General features: G+C 46.6%; 19 protein-coding genes. 16 read left to right on the forward strand and 3 right to left on the reverse strand.

Annotated features, from left to right (window positions below; translation table 11 throughout):
* Window positions 1-44: 44 nt before the first annotated feature.
* The 9 genes from DWX43_RS10200 (at window position 45) to DWX43_RS10240 (ending at window position 7,804) form a co-directional block, all read left to right on the forward strand.
* Window positions 45-1,751, forward strand: a complete 1,707-nt coding sequence (locus DWX43_RS10200) for an acetyl-CoA carboxylase carboxyltransferase subunit alpha (protein ID WP_347559299.1) — start codon at window positions 45-47, stop codon at window positions 1,749-1,751.
* Window positions 1,752-1,768: 17 nt separating this feature from the next.
* Window positions 1,769-2,833 (forward strand): nitronate monooxygenase family protein, encoded by a 1,065-nt coding sequence (locus DWX43_RS10205; RefSeq protein ID WP_118620221.1) that lies wholly within the window; start codon window positions 1,769-1,771, stop codon window positions 2,831-2,833.
* Window positions 2,834-2,869: 36 nt separating this feature from the next.
* Complete coding sequence (locus tag DWX43_RS10210; protein WP_109732231.1) at window positions 2,870-3,316, forward strand: MarR family transcriptional regulator; 447 nt, start codon at window positions 2,870-2,872, stop codon at window positions 3,314-3,316.
* Window positions 3,317-3,456: 140 nt separating this feature from the next.
* Window positions 3,457-4,089, forward strand: coding sequence for a DUF6465 family protein (locus DWX43_RS10215; protein ID WP_118620222.1), 633 nt, complete (start codon window positions 3,457-3,459; stop codon window positions 4,087-4,089).
* Window positions 4,090-4,311: 222 nt separating this feature from the next.
* Window positions 4,312-4,896, forward strand: a complete 585-nt coding sequence (locus DWX43_RS10220) for an HD domain-containing protein (protein ID WP_118620269.1) — start codon at window positions 4,312-4,314, stop codon at window positions 4,894-4,896.
* Between the two features lie 35 nt (window positions 4,897-4,931).
* Window positions 4,932-5,660 (forward strand): NAD-dependent protein deacylase, encoded by a 729-nt coding sequence (locus tag DWX43_RS10225; protein WP_118620223.1) that lies wholly within the window; start codon window positions 4,932-4,934, stop codon window positions 5,658-5,660.
* A gap of 41 nt (window positions 5,661-5,701) precedes the next feature.
* Window positions 5,702-6,226, forward strand: coding sequence for a nitroreductase family protein (locus DWX43_RS10230; RefSeq protein WP_109732234.1), 525 nt, complete (start codon window positions 5,702-5,704; stop codon window positions 6,224-6,226).
* 41 nt (window positions 6,227-6,267) lie between these two features.
* The gene (locus tag DWX43_RS10235; RefSeq protein WP_118620224.1) at window positions 6,268-7,191 is read left to right on the forward strand and encodes a YafY family protein; all 924 of its coding nucleotides are present in this window, start codon (window positions 6,268-6,270) and stop codon (window positions 7,189-7,191) included.
* A gap of 70 nt (window positions 7,192-7,261) precedes the next feature.
* Entirely contained in the window at window positions 7,262-7,804 is a 543-nt protein-coding gene (locus tag DWX43_RS10240; protein WP_118620225.1) for an isochorismatase family cysteine hydrolase, read from the forward strand.
* A gap of 84 nt (window positions 7,805-7,888) precedes the next feature.
* Here the strand turns inward: DWX43_RS10240 and DWX43_RS10245 are convergent, their stop codons facing one another.
* Complete coding sequence (locus tag DWX43_RS10245) at window positions 7,889-8,749, reverse strand: class I SAM-dependent methyltransferase (RefSeq protein WP_109732237.1); 861 nt, start codon at window positions 8,747-8,749, stop codon at window positions 7,889-7,891.
* Window positions 8,750-8,978: 229 nt separating this feature from the next.
* Here DWX43_RS10245 and yedF point away from each other — a divergent pair, with 229 nt between their 5' ends.
* The 7 genes from yedF to DWX43_RS10280 all read left to right on the forward strand — a co-directional run bounded on the left by yedF (window position 8,979) and on the right by DWX43_RS10280 (window position 16,694).
* Window positions 8,979-9,596 (forward strand): sulfurtransferase-like selenium metabolism protein YedF, encoded by a 618-nt coding sequence (gene yedF, locus DWX43_RS10250; RefSeq protein ID WP_109732238.1) that lies wholly within the window; start codon window positions 8,979-8,981, stop codon window positions 9,594-9,596.
* A gap of 104 nt (window positions 9,597-9,700) precedes the next feature.
* Window positions 9,701-10,747, forward strand: coding sequence for a selenide, water dikinase SelD (gene selD, locus DWX43_RS10255; protein ID WP_118620226.1), 1,047 nt, complete (start codon window positions 9,701-9,703; stop codon window positions 10,745-10,747).
* A gap of 70 nt (window positions 10,748-10,817) precedes the next feature.
* Entirely contained in the window at window positions 10,818-12,272 is a 1,455-nt protein-coding gene (selA, locus tag DWX43_RS10260) for an L-seryl-tRNA(Sec) selenium transferase (protein ID WP_118620227.1), read from the forward strand.
* The gene (gene selB / locus DWX43_RS10265) at window positions 12,235-14,151 is read left to right on the forward strand and encodes a selenocysteine-specific translation elongation factor (RefSeq protein WP_118620228.1); all 1,917 of its coding nucleotides are present in this window, start codon (window positions 12,235-12,237) and stop codon (window positions 14,149-14,151) included. Before selA ends, selB begins: the two co-directional genes overlap by 38 nt.
* Window positions 14,148-15,065, forward strand: a complete 918-nt coding sequence (locus tag DWX43_RS10270) for a selenium metabolism-associated LysR family transcriptional regulator (protein WP_118620229.1) — start codon at window positions 14,148-14,150, stop codon at window positions 15,063-15,065. Before selB ends, DWX43_RS10270 begins: the two co-directional genes overlap by 4 nt.
* A gap of 137 nt (window positions 15,066-15,202) precedes the next feature.
* Window positions 15,203-16,339: an aminotransferase class V-fold PLP-dependent enzyme gene (locus DWX43_RS10275; protein WP_118620230.1), complete on the forward strand. Its 1,137-nt coding sequence runs from the start codon at window positions 15,203-15,205 to the stop codon at window positions 16,337-16,339.
* Window positions 16,340-16,457: 118 nt separating this feature from the next.
* Window positions 16,458-16,694, forward strand: coding sequence for a DUF3343 domain-containing protein (locus DWX43_RS10280; RefSeq protein WP_109732244.1), 237 nt, complete (start codon window positions 16,458-16,460; stop codon window positions 16,692-16,694).
* Between the two features lie 59 nt (window positions 16,695-16,753).
* On the opposite strand, the gene DWX43_RS10285 is transcribed toward DWX43_RS10280, so the two are convergent.
* Window positions 16,754-17,434: a hypothetical protein gene (locus DWX43_RS10285; RefSeq protein WP_118620231.1), complete on the reverse strand. Its 681-nt coding sequence runs from the start codon at window positions 17,432-17,434 to the stop codon at window positions 16,754-16,756.
* On the reverse strand, window positions 17,431-17,757 hold the full coding sequence (locus DWX43_RS10290; protein WP_118620232.1) for a PadR family transcriptional regulator: 327 nt from the start codon (window positions 17,755-17,757) through the stop codon (window positions 17,431-17,433). The genes DWX43_RS10285 and DWX43_RS10290 overlap by 4 nt, the downstream gene beginning before the upstream one ends.
* Between the last annotated feature and the right edge of the window lie 14 nt (window positions 17,758-17,771).

Here is a 17,771-nt window from a genome sequence, read left to right on the forward strand (position 1 = left end):
CCTTTGCAGTATAAAGTTAGGAGCTGTCTATGAAGTTACAGAATATGTTTAAAAAGACGAGCAGAAAAAGTTATATTTCTTTGAAGGAATCCAGACCGGAGGTCCCGGAGGGGCTGCTTCGGAAGTGTAATAAATGTGGAGCGGCAATTATTGCGGATGATGTGAAAAATGGGTTTTATATCTGTCCGAAGTGCCACGGTTATTTTCGTGTCCATGCGTACCGGAGGATTGAGATGATTGCCGATGCCGGTTCTTTTGAAGAGTGGGACCGTGGCTTGGTGACGGGGAATCCGCTGGATTTTAAGGGATATGAGGAAAAGATTGAGGTACTTAAGGAGAAGACGAATCTGGAGGAAGCGATTGTTACCGGCAAGGTTGTGATTGACGGACGTTCGGCCGTGATCGGCGTGTGCGATGGCCGCTTTTTGATGGCGAGCATGGGCGAAGCCGTGGGCGAGAAGATCGCACGTGCGGTGGAGCGTGCTACAGAGGAAAAGCTCCCAGTTATTATCTTTGCCTGTTCGGGCGGTGCCAGAATGCAGGAGGGGATTGTATCCCTGATGCAGATGGCGAAGACTTCGGCTGCTTTGAAGCGCCACAGTGATGCAGGACTGCTCTATATTTCTGTACTGACAGACCCGACGACAGGCGGTGTGACAGCAAGCTTTGCAATGCTGGGGGATATTATTCTGGCAGAACCGAATGCCCTGATCGGTTTCGCGGGCCCGCGTGTGATCGAGCAGACAATCGGGGAAAAACTGCCGAAAGGTTTCCAACGCTCGGAATTTCTGCTGGAGCATGGCTTTATAGATAAAATTGTGGATCGCGAAGATATGAAGCAGGAACTGGCTCATATTCTCAGCCTCCACTGTAAAAATGCAGAGGTTGCCGGATTGCAGGAAACTATATCTGAAGAAAAAATGAGCGCACCGGAAGGCAGAGAACCACAGCAGGCGAAAAGCAGCAAACACCATACGGCATGGGAACGCGTGCAGGTATCCCGCAAGAAGGACCGTCCGGTGGGGGCAGAATATATTGAAAACTTATTCGAAGACTTTGTGGAATTTCATGGAGACCGTTACTACAAAGATGATAAGGCAATCATCGGTGGTATTGCATCTTTCAAAGGAATGCCGGTGACGGTCATTGCGCAGGCAAAAGGGAAGACAACAAAGGAAAATATCGAACGGAACTTCGGAATGCCATCCCCTGACGGATACAGAAAAGCCCTCCGCCTGATGAAACAGGCCGAAAAGTTTGGCCGTCCGATTATCTGTTTCGTAGATACCCCCGGGGCATTCTGCGGATTAGAGGCGGAAGAGCGCGGACAGGGTGAGGCGATTGCCAGAAACCTGTTCGAGATGTCGGGCCTGAAGGTCCCGGTCCTATCTGTTGTAATCGGAGAAGGAGGAAGCGGCGGCGCCCTGGCGATGGCCGTTGCGGATGAGGTATGGATGCTCGAAAACTCCATTTATTCCATACTCTCCCCGGAAGGCTTTGCGAGCATTCTGTGGAAGGACAGCAAACGCGCAAGCGAGGCTGCGGAAGTTATGAAGCTAACGGCAAAAGACCTTCTGGAGCTGAAAATCATCGAGCAGGTGATTCCAGAACCGGAGCATTATACACAAGAGAACCTGACAGAAGTCTGCAATACTCTGGAAATCAAAATCGCAGAATTTCTGAAGAAATATAGAGCTTTACCAGAGGCTGATCTCACAGAAAAACGATATCAGCGTTTCAGAAGGATGTAAGAGAAAAGAGGTAGTATATGGATCCATTTAAAATTGGTGGAAAGACGGTGAGAGTTCCTTTGATTCAAGGGGGCATGGGAGTCGGTATCAGTCTTGGAAATCTGGCCGGCAGCGTAGCGGCAGAAGGCGGAGTGGGAATCATTTCCACGGCCCAGATTGGATTCAGGGAACCTGATTTTGACCAGCATCCTTCTGAGGCTAATGTCCGGGCGATTCAAAAAGAAATGGATAAGGCAAGGGCTATTTCACCGGACGGCCTGATCGGCTATAATATTATGGTTGCCTTAAGAGATTATAAACAGCATGTAAAAGCCGCCGTACAGGCAAAAGCCGACATCATCATCTCCGGTGCGGGACTTCCAACAGAACTGCCGGGACTTGTGGGGGACAGCAGTACAAAGATTGCGCCAATCGTATCGACCGAGAAATCGGCAAAGGTGATTCTGAAATACTGGGGCAAAAAATACCGCCGCACAGCAGACCTTGTTGTCATCGAGGGCCCGAAGGCCGGCGGTCATCTCGGATTTAAGGAAGATGAACTGAAAGTATACACACCGGAAGTTTACGAAGACGAGATTAAAAAAATTATAGCAGTTGTACATTCTTATGAAGAAGAATACCAGACAAAAATCCCAGTGGTAATTGCCGGGGGAATCCATGACAGAGAAGACGTCATACATGCATTGTCACTTGGTGCCGACGGCGTTCAAGTGGCTTCCAGATTTGTAACAACAGAGGAATGTGATGCCGATATCCGGTATAAACAGGCATATCTGGATGCAAAAAAGGATGACATCGTAATTGTTAAGAGTCCCGTAGGCATGCCCGGACGTGCAATCTTGAATCCGTTCATGAAACGTGTTATGCTAGGTGAGAAAATAGAACACACACCATGCCACGGTTGTCTGGCAAGATGTAATCCGGCAGAGATACCATACTGCATCACAGACGGCCTGATCAACGCCGCAAAAGGAGATGTAGACCATGCATTACTATTCTGCGGAGCCAAAGCTTATCAGGCACAGCGCATGGAAACTGTGAAAGAAGTGATAGATTCCCTGTTTGACCGTAAAGAGTCCTGACATCATAATAGGAATCAGGAAAGGAGTACAGCATCTGTGAATGCACATGAGAAAATCAATGATATCCTCGTACATCTGTTTAATGAAATCTGGGAATTGGAGGAAGATGCCATTATTACAGATGAGTATAAAGATATCAGCAATAATGACATGCATATCATAGAGGCCATCGGACTCGGCAGCGACAGCACGATGTCCGTGGTAGCCAAGAAACTCGGCATTACTGCCGGGTCTCTTACTACGTCTGTAAACAGCCTGGTAAATAAAAAATATGTGGTGCGCGAAAGAAGCGAAACGGACCGCCGTGTCGTATACATCCGCCTGACTGAAAAGGGGCGCCGGGCATACAGGCATCATGAAGATTTCCATATGCAGATGACAGATGCGGTGATCCAGAGTCTTGACGAAAATGAGATGCCGGTCCTGCTCAAAACACTCGAAAGCCTCTCAAAATTTTTCCGCGGATACAAAGAAGAAAAATGACAGTTACTTGACCATTTTAGTGACTATGGAAATTTTTTTTTGACGTTTCAGGGAAAATGAGGTACAATACCCCTTGTAACAAAAAAATGTTTATGTTGAAGCCAAGATACTTGAGTTTGTTTTAGCAGGAGGGAGCAAGTATGGTAACCAGAAAAACAACAACGAAAACAACAAAGAAACCAGTAACCGCGAAGGCAGCAGAAAAGGCTGTAGAGACAACGGCAAAAACAGCAGCTGCAAAAGCAGAGGCTGCAGAACCCGTTAAAACAGCGGCTGAAAAGACAGAGGCTGTGAAACCAGTTAAGGCTGAACCAGCGAAAGAGGCTGTTAAAAAAGCACCGGTTAAGACAGAAGCTATTGAGACAAAAGCCGGTCAGGCAAAGGCGATTGAAACGAAGAAAGACACGACGAAAGCGATAGAGACCAGAGCAGCAGTTTTAAAAGATCCGGAACCTGTAAAAGAAGAGAAACCAGTTGTGAAGAAAGCAGCAGTTAAGAAGACTGCTTCCAAGACAACAGCTAAGAAGACAGCTGCAAAACCAACTGCAAGAACAGCAGCGAAAAAAGCAGAGGTTAAGACGGAGTTATTCCTTCAGTTTGCGGGAAGAGAGTATACTCAGGAAGAAGTTCTCCAGAAAGTGAAAAATGTCTGGACAAAAGAACTGAAAAACAAAGTCGGCGATATGAAAGATGTAAAGATCTATCTGAAGCCGGAAGAATTTGCGGCGTATTATGTAATTAATGGTGATACAACAGGGAAAGTAGACTTATAAAATGCTCATTATACATAATAGAAAGACTCCGGATATGGGACTGAAAAATGCTCATATCCGGAGTCTTTCATTTTTAACCGGTATATTTTTTAGCATAACATTAGCAATTGTTAGTTACTGTTTACAGGTTATCTGTGAACAGTAACGATTGTAAAAATGGACAAGAGAGTTTACAATAAAAATATAGAGATCCAAAAACAGAAAAGAAAAGGGGCAGCGAAAATGACAAGGTTAGAGCAGCAGATTCAATTCATTACGGAAATCGACAAGGTAAAGAATATTTACCGGCAGTCCTATCTGGCAGATGGTCAGAGGAAAGAAAACGATGCAGAGCATTCCTGGCATATCACTTTGATGGCAGTACTCCTTCAGGAATATGTGCCCGGAACAGACCTGACAAAGGTTATGATTATGGTACTGATCCATGATCTGGTAGAGATTGACGCAGGGGATACATATGCCTATGATTCCGCAGGAGCCGAGACAAAACGGGCGAGAGAAGAGAAGGCGGCGGAGAGAATCTTCGGGCTTCTTCCGGAAGACCAGGGAAAGTATTTCCGCAGTCTGTGGGAAGAATTTGAAGAGTATCAGACACCTGATGCAAAATTTGCACACCTGCTGGACAATTTCCAGCCTCTGCTGCTCAATGACGCGAGTGGCGGAAAAAGCTGGGCTGAACACGGCGTGAAGAAGTCACAGGTATATAAGCGGAACGAGAAGATTGAAGAAACGTCAGAAGATGTATGGAAATGTATGCAGGCCATTGTACAGGCGCACATCGAAAAAGGAAACCTGAAAGACGAGTAGGGGTAACAGAGCAGGAAAAGACAGGAGGGCGTGAGATGTATGAAAAAGAAGTAGAGCAGCTGCAGGAAATCATAGATGAAAGTGAGAACATCGTATTTTTCGGCGGCGCAGGAGTATCAACAGAGAGTCATATTCCGGATTTCAGAAGTGCGGACGGTATCTACCACCAGTCGTACAAGTATTCACCCGAGCAAGTTGTGAGCCATAGTTTTTTCATGCAGTATACAGAAGCATTTTATGATTTCTACAGAGAAAAAATGATGATTCTTGATGCCCGTCCGAATTCGGCCCACTTCAAGCTGGCAGAATTAGAGCAGGCGGGGAAACTGAAAGCAGTGATCACCCAGAATATTGATGGACTGCATCAGGCCGCAGGCAGCAGGACCGTGTATGAGCTTCACGGCAGTATCCACCGTAATTACTGCATGGAATGTCATCGGTTCTATGACGCACAGTTTGTGAAAGAATCCATAGGGATTCCGCGCTGCGAGTGTGAGGGCATCATTAAGCCGGATGTCGTGCTTTACGAGGAAGGGCTGGATTCAAGTACCATACAGGGTGCAGTGGAGTCCATAGCCCGGGCGGATACGCTGATTATTGGCGGGACATCCCTGGTCGTATACCCGGCGGCAGGATTCATCGATTATTTCCACGGGAGGCACCTTGTTGTTATAAATAAATCCCGGACCGCGAAAGCAGTCAGGGCCGAACTTAACATTTCTGCGCCAATCGGGGAGATTCTGGGTCAGATCGAAGTTCGTTAACAGATTTCATATACAGAACAGACAAAAGGAGGAAGAATAATATGGAGCTTCTTGAGACTATGAGAAGACGCAGAAGCATTCGAAAATATACAGACGAGCCGGTTGAAAAGGAAGTGCTCAACCAGATCCTGCAGGCGGGCTTATTATCTGCATCGAGCAGGACAAGACGGCCGTGGGAGTTCATTGCCGTAACAGACAGGGAAACCTTAAAGCTCATGTCCAAATGCAGGGCCGGGGCAGCAAAAATGCTTGAGAATGCTGCCTGTGCGGTCGTTGTGATTGCAAACCCCGAAATAACAGATGTATGGACGGAAGATTGTTCCATAGCAATGACAAACATGCATCTGATGGCTTCCAGCCTCGGTGTGGGAAGCTGCTGGATACAGGGACGCCTGAGGGAAACGCCTGACGGAGGCACAACAGAAGCTTTTCTTCGTTCCATACTGAAATATCCGGAAGGGTATAAACTAGAAGCAATCCTGTCCCTGGGTATGCCGGATGAACAGAAAGACGCATACGAATTGGACGAACTGCCGATAGACAAAGTGCACTGGGAACAGTTTTAAATGATTATTAATATAGAAAAAAGAGAGCGGGGTGGTTACAGTTGAAAATTGACCGCCTCATCGGAATCACGATGTACCTGATGAACCGTAATGTCGTTTCAGCCAAAGAGCTTGCTGAGCGGTTCGAGGTATCAATCCGGACGATTGTGCGTGATGTAGAGACTCTGTCCATTGCAGGTATTCCTGTAACATCATCAACAGGGGCATCGGGTGGCTACGAAATACTTGATACTTTCAGGCTGGATAAGCAGATTACAACAATGGAAGATTATTTATTTATCATCACCGCACTCAAGGGCATGTGTTCGGCTTATGACAGCCAGAAAATAAATACGACTCTGGAAAAGCTGTTGGCCGCGGGCCATTATAATGATAAGGAACAGCGTATATTCATTGACTTCGGTGTAGTCAGCGAGGGTGGAAATATTCCCGTATTTGTGCGTGAAATCGAAGAGGCAATCCACAATAAAAACATAGTTGAATTTGATTATACCAACGGGTCAGGACAAAAAAGCCATAGGACCGTTGAACCGCTGGCACTGAACTACCGCTGGTATGCCTGGTATCTGCTGGCGTATTGCACCTGTAAAAACGATTACCGTTTCTTCAAGCTCAACCGGTTAACGAATTTAAGAGTTACCGGCAGAACGGTGGACAGCAGACACGGTAATGTCCCGGAACTGCTGGAAAAACAATGGGGCAGTGATACCCAGCGCTATATTCCCGTAAAATTACGGTGTAAAGCGGAAGAAAGAATTCCCATTATGGAATACATGAAAGGTGAAATCATCGAAGAACATGAAAATGGTGATTTTGTTATAGCTACGCATGTAAAAGAAAATGAGCGGCTGTGGCTCTCCCTGCTCCTCGGATTCGGTGATTCAGTCGAGGTGCTGGAACCCCGGGAGATCATTGATATGCTGAAAGAAAAATCCTCCCAAATTCAAAATCTTTACAAAGATTAGTGACATACAGTTGTCATAAATAATCAGTTATAATAGCGGTAAATAAATCACATAATCAGGAGGAACCGCTATGCAGAAAAAAGCTTTAGTAGTAATAGACATTCAAAATGATATAACAAAGAATTACAAGGAAATCATTGACCGTATAAACCAATCCATAGATTGGGCAGTAAAACAGGATATTCATGTCGTCTACATAAGACATGAAAATTTATCTGGCGGGACAAGGACTTTTAAACCCAATACGCGAGGGGCTGAATTAGTTTCAGATTTAAAAATTGTATCAAAAAATATCTTCACAAAGTATAAAGGAAATGCATTAAGCAGCGAGGCATTCGCAGACTTTATTGATAAAAATGAAATAAATGACTTCTACATCACAGGAGCAGATGCGGCAGCCTGTGTAAAATCAACCTGTTACAACCTGCGCAAAGCAGGCTATCGAGTCAATGTTTTATCAGATTGTATTACAAGTTATGATAAAAGGAAGATTGACGAAATGCTGCGCTATTATGAAAGCAAAGGATGTGAAATCACAGGTATAAATGTATTGTTGGGTTCTGACAGTGGCATTTATGAAGCCGATAAGCCACAACATCATAATATTAAGTAAATATAAAATATATCCCCACTGGAATTTTAACGCTTTTATACGTTGATTCCAGTGGGGATATGGGTTTTAAAGATTGATATGGTCTCAATCCCGTGCCCAGCGTCCGGAAGCCCCACAAGGGAGGACCAGTCCGTTCTGGCTGACCGGAAGCCCGATCTCCTGTGAGTCTACTGTACCACGCCATGCTTTTAATTCTGTAGAAATCATATAAGTCAGGACAGCAGGAGCAAGCCCTGTAGTATAAGAGTTGATCAGGAAGAAGACTGCATCCTTGGAAAGAATCTGGGTACACAGCTTAATCAGAGGATGGATCATATCCTCGATCTTCCATATCTCGCCCTTGGGTCCCCTGCCATAGGAAGGCGGATCCATTATAATCGCATCATAAGTATTACCTCTGCGGATCTCGCGCTCCACAAACTTCACGCAGTCATCCACAAGCCAGCGGATCGGGGCATCCTTCAGCCCGGAAGAAGCCGCATTCTCCTTCGCCCAGTTCACCATCCCTTTCGATGCATCCACATGTGTAACCTGTGCCCCGGCAGCCGCAGCAGCAAGAGTCGCACCGCCGGTATAGGCGAACAAATTCAGTACCTTCACCGGTCTGCCCGCTTCACGGATCTTTCCGGAGAACCAGTCCCAGTTTACAGCCTGTTCAGGGAAAAGCCCGGTATGCTTGAAATTAAAAGGTTTTAGATTAAAAGTAAGGCTTCCATAATGAATCTGCCACTGATGGGGCAGGTCAAAAAACTCCCATTCACCGCCGCCCTTCTTACTGCGGTGGTAATGTCCGTTCGGGTGGGACCATCCCTTGTGTGTCTTAGGCGTGTCCCATATAACCTGCGGGTCCGGCCTGATTAGGAGATAATCTCCCCATTGCTCTAACTTCTCACCGTTAGAACAGTCTATCACTTCATAATCTTTCCAATTGTCAGCTATCCACATAATATTTATCTAATCCTTTCTCTCGGAAACTGCCAGTTAAATTAAACAGGCAGAAAACTAAACCTATCATCTCATAAAACCCCGACTTTTTCAATACGGAATGTGGATGAAACTGCGGGAGAAAAGGGAACGTGAAGCTATTTCCCCACTTTTTTAAGATAAGGTGTTTACCTGACAGCAACTCAGTGATAGAATATATCTATAAGTGTAGCAGAAGGGAGATTACAAGATGATAACAGTTAATGCTATGGGGGATGCCTGCCCGATACCGGTAATTAAAGCGAAGAAGGCTCTGCAGGAGCTGGAGGGACCTGATGTTTTGGAGGTTCTGGTGGATAACGAGATTGCGGTCCAGAATGTGACGAAGATGGCATCCAGTTCAGGGGGAGATGTCACTTCAGAGAAAATCAGTGAGAAGGAGTTCAAAGTGATTATAAGAACAGACAGAACGATGCCGAAACGAGAAACCCAGGCTATGGAAGAACCGGTCTTATGCCGTACAGACAAAAGGAAAGATACGGTAGTCGTGATTTCATCAGACCGCATGGGGGAAGGGAATGATGAGCTCGGGGCTGTCCTGATAAAAGGCTTCATTTTTGCCGTATCACAGCTTGATGAATTGCCGAAAGCAATCCTTTTCTATAACGGGGGTGCTAAACTGACTTCTGAAGGTTCTGATTCTCTGGAGGACCTGAAGTCAATGGAAGCACAGGGAGTTGAAATCATGACCTGTGGGACATGCCTGGATTACTATGGTCTGAAGGAGAAGCTGAAGGTCGGAACCGTGACGAATATGTACAGCATCGTGGAGACGATGAATCAGGCGGGAAAGATCATACGTCCTTAGTCTTACTGAAGAAGTACAAACAGTCAAAGAAAATGATGAACAGACAGCGCACCGGTCAAAGTTGCGCTGTCTGTTCTGCGGAAACGAAAAAGGAGAATAATACTATGACGACAGGCAAAGATGTACGCCTTACCCAGATGGCAAAAACGGCCGGATGAGCGGCCAAAATAGGTCCTGAGACCCTTGCCCAGGTTCTGGGCAGGCTGCCGAAATTCCAGGATGAGAATCTCATGGTTGGAATTGAAACATCAGATGATGCCGCGATTTATAAAGTAACAGATGACATTGCCATGATCCAGACGGTGGATTTTTTCACCCCTATCGTGGATGACCCATATACATTCGGACAGATTGCAGCGGCCAACTCCTTAAGCGATGTATATGCGATGGGAGGGGAGCCGAAAGTTGCCCTGAATATCGTTGGATTTCCAAACTGTCTTGACCCGGAAATACTGGGGGAGATACTGAAAGGCGGTGCGGATAAAGTGCTGGAATCCGGTGCGGTCCTTGTCGGGGGGCACTCTGTGCAGGATGATGAACCCAAGTACGGGTTAAGCGTATCGGGATTTGTACATCCGGACAGAATATTTAAAAATTACGGATGCAGGCCGGGGGACGTGCTGATTCTGACAAAACAGATCGGCAGCGGCATCGTTAATACGGCCGTGAAAGCGGAAATGGCATCCAAACAGGCAGAAGAGGAAGCGATTACAGTCATGTCCTCACTGAATAAAAAAGCAAAGGAAGCAGCCGAAAAGTATCCTGTCAGTGCTTGTACAGATATCACGGGATTCGGGCTTCTCGGACACTGCGCGGAAATGGCTTCTGCGAGCGGTGTGACACTGGAAATCCATGTACGTGATACGGCATATATAGAAGAAGCAGTCGGGTATGCCAAAATGGGGCTGATACCGGCCGGTGCATATAAGAACAGGGAACATAGCGGGCACATGGTGGATGCAGGTGGTGTAGAAGAATTTTATCTGGACCTGCTCTATGATCCGCAGACATCCGGCGGACTTCTGTTCAGCGTGCCGGAGGACTTCAGCGAAGGATTTCTCCGTGATCTTGAAGAAAAACGACTGGATACGAAAGTGTCTGTGATCGGCCGCGTACTGGAAAAGCAGGAAAAACTAATCCTGCTGCGTTAGCTTGAAACAAGCATTTACGAACAGCAGGTATGATCCCTTCCGGGAGTAAAGATAATAAAAGGAGAAGGTTATGAACAAGAACCTCTTATTCCGCAGGATTCCAAAGGTGGATGTTCTGCTGGAAAATGAAACGATAAAGAAAATGATAGATTACTACAGCTACGACAGTGTGCTGGAAGCGATACGCATGGAGCTGGAAGCCCTAAGAACCTATATCGGTTCCTGTGAGGAGGAAGAAAAGGCCCAGGAGCATATAGACCGTCTCTGCGAGCGGATAGAACTGAATGTAGCCGCGATGTACCGGCCGAACATGACCCGGGTGCTGAACGGGACGGGGACAATTCTCCATACGAATCTGGGACGTGCCCCGCTTAGTGGGGAGCATTTAAAACAGGTGACCTACATTGCGTCAGGATATTCGAATCTGGAATATGATCTGGAGGCAGGAAAAAGAGGGGAGAGGTATTCCCATTTTGAAGAACTGCTCTGCAAGATTACAGGTGCAGAAGCAGCTATGGCCGTGAATAATAATGCCGCCGCTGTTATGCTGATTTTAAGCTCTATGGCAAAAGGCGGGGAAGCGGTCGTCTCCAGAGGGGAACTGGTTGAAGTGGGCGGTAAATTCAGGATTCCGGATGTCATGGAACAGAGCGGCGCCGTTTTAAGAGAAATCGGCACGACAAACAAAACCCACATTTCCGACTATGAAGATGCGGTGACAGAAGAAACAAAAGTATTTATGAAGGTACACACAAGTAACTATAGAATTGTTGGTTTTACGGATACCGTGCCGATATCGGAACTGGTATCCTTAAAAGAAAAATATGACATCCCCGTGATCGAAGATCTGGGAAGCGGTGTACTGATAGATTTGAGTAAATATGGACTGACTTATGAACCGACTGTACAGGATTCCGTGAGAAACGGAGCCGATGTCGTGTGCTTCAGCGGCGATAAACTTCTGGGCGGCCCGCAGGCGGGAATTATTGTCGGGAAGAAGAAATACATTGACCTGATGAAGAAAAACCAGCTGACCCGTGCCCTGCGTATTGATAAGTTTACTGCATCGGCTTTAGAAGTCGTGCTTAGGGAGTATTTATCAGAAGAAAGGGCAGTGAAGAATATACCTGCACTTCATATGATCACAAAGAGGGTGGAGGAAGTAGAACAGGATGCAAAGAAGTTCCGGAGGCTGCTGAAGCGGGCAGACTTACCGGCCGAGATTGATATCGAGGAATGCGAGTCACAGATCGGGGGCGGATCCCTGCCTCTCGAGCGGATCCCGAGCACTGCGGTCACGATCCGTCCGCTTAAGATTACGACCCCTGAATTGGAAGAACGTTTAAGACATCTTCCAGTGCCTGTAATCGGCCGCACGGCAAATGACAGGATTCTGCTCGATATGAGGACGTTTGACGGGCAATTCATGAACTATTTTGCGAAAATACTAAAGGAACTGAATGTCCTTGAAAAGGAAGGAAATCAATATGAAGCATATTATTATCGGAACAGCGGGACATATTGATCACGGAAAGACGACACTGATCAAGGCGCTGACCGGACGTAATACAGACCGCTGGGAGGAAGAACAGCGCCGGGGGATCACGATAGACCTCGGATTCACGTATTTTGACCTGCCAAACGGAAACCGCGCGGGGATCATCGATGTTCCCGGACATGAAAAGTTCATCAATAACATGGTTGCCGGAGTCGTCGGCATGGATATGGTACTGCTTGTTGTGGCGGCTGATGAGGGAATTATGCCCCAGACGAGGGAACATATGGATATTTTGGCGATGCTTGGCGTCCAGAAAAGTATTCTCGTCCTGAACAAATGTGATCTGGTGGACGAGGAGTGGCTGGAACTGGTCGAAGAGGAAATCAAAGAAGAACTCGAGGGCACATTTCTGGAAACGGCTCCTGTCGTCAAGGTATCGGCCGCGACAGGGGAAGGCATTCCGGAATTGATTGAAACTGTTGAGCGTCTCACAGAGGAAGAGGTGGAGGAAAAGGATATCCACACCATCCCGAGACTGCCTGTGGACCGGGTTTTCTCGTTATCCGGTTTTGGCACGATCGTTACGGGAACTCTGGTGAGCGGTACGATTTCAAAGGAAGACACACTGGAAATGTTTCCGAATGGACAGGAATGCAAGATCAGGAATATCCAGGTGCACGGCCAGGATGTGGAAAAATGTTATGCGGGACAGCGAGTCGCTATTAATATATCTAATATGAAGAAAAAAGATTTAAAAAGAGGCTGTGTTCTTGCACCTCCGGGCAGCATGACCGATTCAAGGCTCATGGATGTCAAGCTGGAAATGCTGGATTCTACCATGCGGCTTTTGACCAACAATGCAAGGCTCCATTTCTTTAGCGGGACGAGTGAAGTTCTGTGCCGTGCGGTTCTTTTAGGGGACGAGGAGCTGGGACCCGGGGACAGCGGGTATGTGCAGTTGAGAATGGAAGAGGATGTAGCCTTCCGAAGAGGTGACCGGTTTGTTGTCCGCTTTTATTCCCCAATGGAAACGATTGGCGGCGGCGTGGTTCTGGAGCCGAATGCGGCCAGAAAGAAACGCTTTTCTAAAGAAACAATTGAAAGTCTCAGGCAGAAAGAATCAGGCACCGCAGAGGATGTCATCGAGCTTCATGTGAAAGACTTTGCAGAGACAATGGCATCGGTTTCAGAACTTGCAAAACTGACCGCTTTATCAAAGGAAGAGGCGGAGGCCGCAGTGACAGAGCTGGCCACACAGGGGCTTGTGTGCGTATTCCCGATGAAAAAGGATACTTATGTCCTTCATATGGCAGATGAACACGCATACAGGGAAAAGATACTCGGGGCGCTTGAGGACTACATCAAAAAGTATCCTTACAGGTATGGAATGCCGAAAGCGGAGGTACACAGTACATTCATGAAACGGGTAAAGCCGAATGTATTTGACAGGTATATAGAATATCTGGAGGAACAGGATGCTTTGACAAGGCATGATGAATTCCTTGCGCCGAAGGGATATGAGGTAGTCCGGGATGAAACCTTTGAGAAAGTAAGGAGAAAACTGCTTGGCGTTATTAAGCCTGCAAAATTCGATTTTGTCAGGCTGGCTGATATTGATTTTGGCGGCGTGCCGGCACGGACTGTGGACGATATCTTACTTCTTATGACAGACAGCGGAGAAATCATAAAAGTTGCCGAAGGTATGTATACACCGGGTGTGTATATGGCCGAGGCAAAAGAAAAGATCGTTGAGAAGCTGAAAGCAGATGGAAAAATCACGATAGCCGAAATTCGGGATATGTTTTCTACGAGCAGGAAAAGCGCCAAGCCGATACTGGAGTACATGGACAGCATCAAAGTAACCCGGAAAACAGGCGGAGAAAGTGAAAGGATATCAAATCTATGAATCTGAAACAGTTAGAAGCATTTGCAGCGGTTGCAGAGGAAGGCAGCTTTTCAAAAGCGGCAAAGGCCCTTTTCTTAACCCAGCCTACAGTGAGTGCTCATATTTCTTCTCTGGAGAAGGAACTGGGGGTCCGTCTGTTTATCAGGAATACAAAAGAAGTAAATCTGTCTGAGGATGGAAAGATTCTTTATGGATATGCGAAACAGATGATCATACTTCAGAAAAAAATAGAGACAACTTATGACCAGACAAGAAAAGATGGGAGCCACTGCATCCATATTGCGGCATCCAGCGTGCCTTCGCAGTACCTCCTCCCGCAGATACTGGCCCGCTTCAGTGAAAAGTATCCGCAGGAACATTTTAAGATTATGGAAACTGACAGTGCAAAAGTGGTGGAACAGGTAGTAAACGGCAACGTCGACATCGGATTTACCGGTACGGTACTGGATAAAAAATACTGCCAGTATATTCCGTTTTATAAAGATGAACTGGTTGTGATTACCCCGAATACCGACAGGTTTAGAAATCTTAAGAAGTCAGGCGCAGGAAAAGCGGCTGGGAAAGAATGGATTCAGAATGAACCGGTCATACTCAGGGAAGAAGGATCAGGCACCCGTAAAGAGGCAGAAAAGCTGCTGAAGAAGATGGGCCTGGATTTTGACTCTCTTAAGATTGTTGCGAGCATGGAGAATCAGGAAACGATTAAGCGTTCTGTGAGCCGGGGGATGGGGATCTCCATCATTTCCCGGCTGGCCGCGGGGGACGAGATAAAAGAGGGCAAAATGCTGGAGTTCTCACTGGACGGAGAGTCTGGCAGGCGTGACATTAATGTTGTGTATAATAAAAACTTTCATTTATCATCTCTTGCAGAAAAGTTCTTGCGGGTGGTGGATAAAGTGTATCCTTCACTTTAGCTGAGAATGGAATGGAAAGTGGTTTTAAGGACTATTATAGAGAACATCTATAATAGTCCTTATTTATTTATGTTTTCGATTAGACTCTTATGGGAAGGGAGGGTATACTAAACATGTATGGAAATGGGGGATGAACTATGATTTATATGGATAACGCCGCAACGACAATGCGAAAACCGAAAGAAGTGACGGAGGCTGTCGTTCAGGCGATGAATTCAATCGGTAATGCAGGACGGGGAGCTACGGAGGCTGCCTTAAGTGCATCGAGAATCATATATGATACAAGAGAGAGACTAAGCCGTTTTTTTCATGCGGAAAACCCAAAGCAGATCGTCTTTACGGCTAATTCTACGGAGAGTCTGAATATTGCCATAAAAGGAACCTTAAATCCGGGAGACCATGTGATTACGACGGTGCTGGAACACAATTCCGTTCTTCGGCCGCTATATGAGTGCAGGGATAAAGGCGTTGAACTCACCATACTTCCATCAGATGAAAAAGGGAATATCTGTTATGAAGAAATGGAGAATGCCATCCGTGAAAATACTCGTGCGATAATCTGCACGCATGGTTCGAACCTGACAGGGAATATGGTGGATATACACCGGGTGGGAAGTATAGCAAAAGGCCACGGTATTCTTTTTGTAGTAGATGCATCCCAGACGGCAGGCGTATTTCCGATTGATGTCCAGACAATGAATATAGATATCCTTTGCTTTACTGGCCATAAAAGTCTTCTGGGACCACAGGGGACTGGCGGCATGTATGTAAGGGAAGGGCTGGCCGTGCGCCCGCTCCTTTGCGGCGGCTCCGGCGTTGACACGTACAACATGCATCATCCGCAGGAAATGCCGACGGCATTGGAAGCCGGGACACTGAACGGACATGGGATTGCCGGCCTGAATGCGGCGCTGAAATATCTGGAGGAGACTGGCATTGAAGAGATAGAGAAGAAAGAAACTGACCTCATGAGAAGATTTTACGAGGGAATATCCCAAATCAAAGGTGTAAAGATATACGGAGACTTTGAGGCAGAAAAGAGGTGCCCGATCGTAACTTTTAACATTGCGGACTATGATTCTTCAGAAATCAGCGATGAGCTTTTTGTCGCTTACGGTATTTCCACCAGGCCGGGGGCGCACTGTGCACCCCTGATGCACAAGGCCCTCGGAACCGAGAAACAGGGGGCGGTCAGATTTAGCTTTTCACATTATAATACGGAAGAGGAAGTAGATGCTGCCATAGAAGCAGTGCGGGAGATCGCTGCCGATTAATACAGCAGGTTGTTAAGTTATTATCAATCAGCCTCAAAGGGGGCAGACCCCTTTGCAAAAATAAGATGAAGGAAGCAGATGCGGGGTGCAGATCCTGCCATCATTGAATAAGAGAAAGATGAGAAAAAAAGAATTAAAATTAGTAGTGACATTTCATACAACAGCAGATGCAATGGCGATGGAAAAGGTGTGTAAGGAACAAGAGGTTCCCGGCAGGCTCATTCCGGTACCCCGTGTCCTTTCGGCCGGATGCGGACTGTCCTGGTGTACGGAACTGGAAAAACGTGAAGTGGTCAGCCATGCGATGGAAAACGCAGGGATAGAAATGGAAGCAATGCAGGAGTGTCTTGTGTGATAAATATTATAAGCAAGGAATGTAAACGGGAGGAAGAGAGCAGCCTCCCGTTTTTTGCGTCATTGCGGAAAACGCTGTGCGCATCTTGCCCAGTGCCTGTTCATGGATGCGGTGGCGGCAGCAAGCATCAGTAACATGACAACGAGGATGAGCCATCCGTTGGCCCTGAATAGAAACTGTCTGGCTAATGGTGAGCTGCTCAGCCAGATGAAACTTAAAAGTGCAAGCAGGCGGCATACCCATCCAAGATATCTGCCATAGGGTTTCTTGGATATGGAGAACTTTCTTCCGATATAATCAGGCAGCACGACTCCACCCACACACCATACGACCAGCCAGATCATGAATGAGTAATCCAGTCCAAAACTGGCAGGTGCCGAGCTTATGAAAATAAACCGGATGAAGTAGAATAGTGTGGCCATCTGTAAATATTCTAGCAGGAGGTTCATAAAATGCTCCCATCCTGCATATTCCCCCGAATTCTGGATAATTTCATCACAAAACTCCTTCGGCTCACTGCCGAGGACCTCTTTCAGGGGAAGACCTTTCCTTTCCCCTTCAATAGCCATCCCGATCAGGTCTTTTCGTATAATCTGGATCTGGTAGAGGGAGAGAGAAGATGCAGACAGATATTTCATCATATTTACAATCTCCCTGCGGCTGTCCCCGTTCTGTACAGATTGGAAAGAATCCTTGTTTTCCAGCTCGAGCTTGTGTAATTGATTGGTAAACAGCATCATAGTATGTCCTCCTTAAAAATATTGTGCACCGACTCCGAGATATCCTTCCAGCTGGTCAAAAAAGAGTGGAGGTATTGGTTACCGTCCGGAGTAAGTGTATAGTATTTGCGGCTGGGGCCCAATGGACTGGGTTTATAAGTTGCAGTGATTAGTTTCTTCTTTTCGAGGCGGAGCAGAAGCGGATAAAGTGTACCTTCCCTCACCTCTGTAAATCCATTTTCCTGAAGCTGCGTGACTATCTCATATCCGTAGGTTTCAGATTGTTCAATGATTTTCAGGATGCATCCTTCCAGAATACCTTTCATTAACTGGGATTTATCCATAAGCCTCCCTCCTT

This window comes from Clostridium sp. AF19-22AC (assembly GCF_003479085.1).
Taxonomy (GTDB): Bacteria; Bacillota; Clostridia; order Lachnospirales; family Lachnospiraceae; genus Faecalicatena_A; species Faecalicatena_A orotica.

Bases quoted from the DNA above. Each gene is read 5' to 3' on its own strand.
- DWX43_RS10200 (WP_347559299.1), top strand. From the start codon at position 45: ATGTTTAAAAAGACGAGCAGAAAAAGTTATATTTCTTTGAAGGAATCC.
- DWX43_RS10205 (WP_118620221.1), top strand. From the start codon at position 1,769: ATGGATCCATTTAAAATTGGTGGAAAGACGGTGAGAGTTCCTTTGATT.
- DWX43_RS10215 (WP_118620222.1), top strand. From the start codon at position 3,457: ATGGTAACCAGAAAAACAACAACGAAAACAACAAAGAAACCAGTAACC.
- DWX43_RS10220 (WP_118620269.1), top strand. From the start codon at position 4,312: ATGACAAGGTTAGAGCAGCAGATTCAATTCATTACGGAAATCGACAAG.
- DWX43_RS10225 (WP_118620223.1), top strand. From the start codon at position 4,932: ATGTATGAAAAAGAAGTAGAGCAGCTGCAGGAAATCATAGATGAAAGT.
- DWX43_RS10230 (WP_109732234.1), top strand. From the start codon at position 5,702: ATGGAGCTTCTTGAGACTATGAGAAGACGCAGAAGCATTCGAAAATAT.
- DWX43_RS10240 (WP_118620225.1), top strand. From the start codon at position 7,262: ATGCAGAAAAAAGCTTTAGTAGTAATAGACATTCAAAATGATATAACA.
- DWX43_RS10245 (WP_109732237.1), bottom strand. From the start codon at position 8,749: ATGTGGATAGCTGACAATTGGAAAGATTATGAAGTGATAGACTGTTCT.
- yedF (WP_109732238.1), top strand. From the start codon at position 8,979: ATGATAACAGTTAATGCTATGGGGGATGCCTGCCCGATACCGGTAATT.
- selA (WP_118620227.1), top strand. From the start codon at position 10,818: ATGAACAAGAACCTCTTATTCCGCAGGATTCCAAAGGTGGATGTTCTG.
- selB (WP_118620228.1), top strand. From the start codon at position 12,235: ATGAAGCATATTATTATCGGAACAGCGGGACATATTGATCACGGAAAG.
- DWX43_RS10270 (WP_118620229.1), top strand. From the start codon at position 14,148: ATGAATCTGAAACAGTTAGAAGCATTTGCAGCGGTTGCAGAGGAAGGC.
- DWX43_RS10275 (WP_118620230.1), top strand. From the start codon at position 15,203: ATGATTTATATGGATAACGCCGCAACGACAATGCGAAAACCGAAAGAA.
- DWX43_RS10280 (WP_109732244.1), top strand. From the start codon at position 16,458: ATGAGAAAAAAAGAATTAAAATTAGTAGTGACATTTCATACAACAGCA.
- DWX43_RS10285 (WP_118620231.1), bottom strand. From the start codon at position 17,434: ATGATGCTGTTTACCAATCAATTACACAAGCTCGAGCTGGAAAACAAG.
- DWX43_RS10290 (WP_118620232.1), bottom strand. From the start codon at position 17,757: ATGGATAAATCCCAGTTAATGAAAGGTATTCTGGAAGGATGCATCCTG.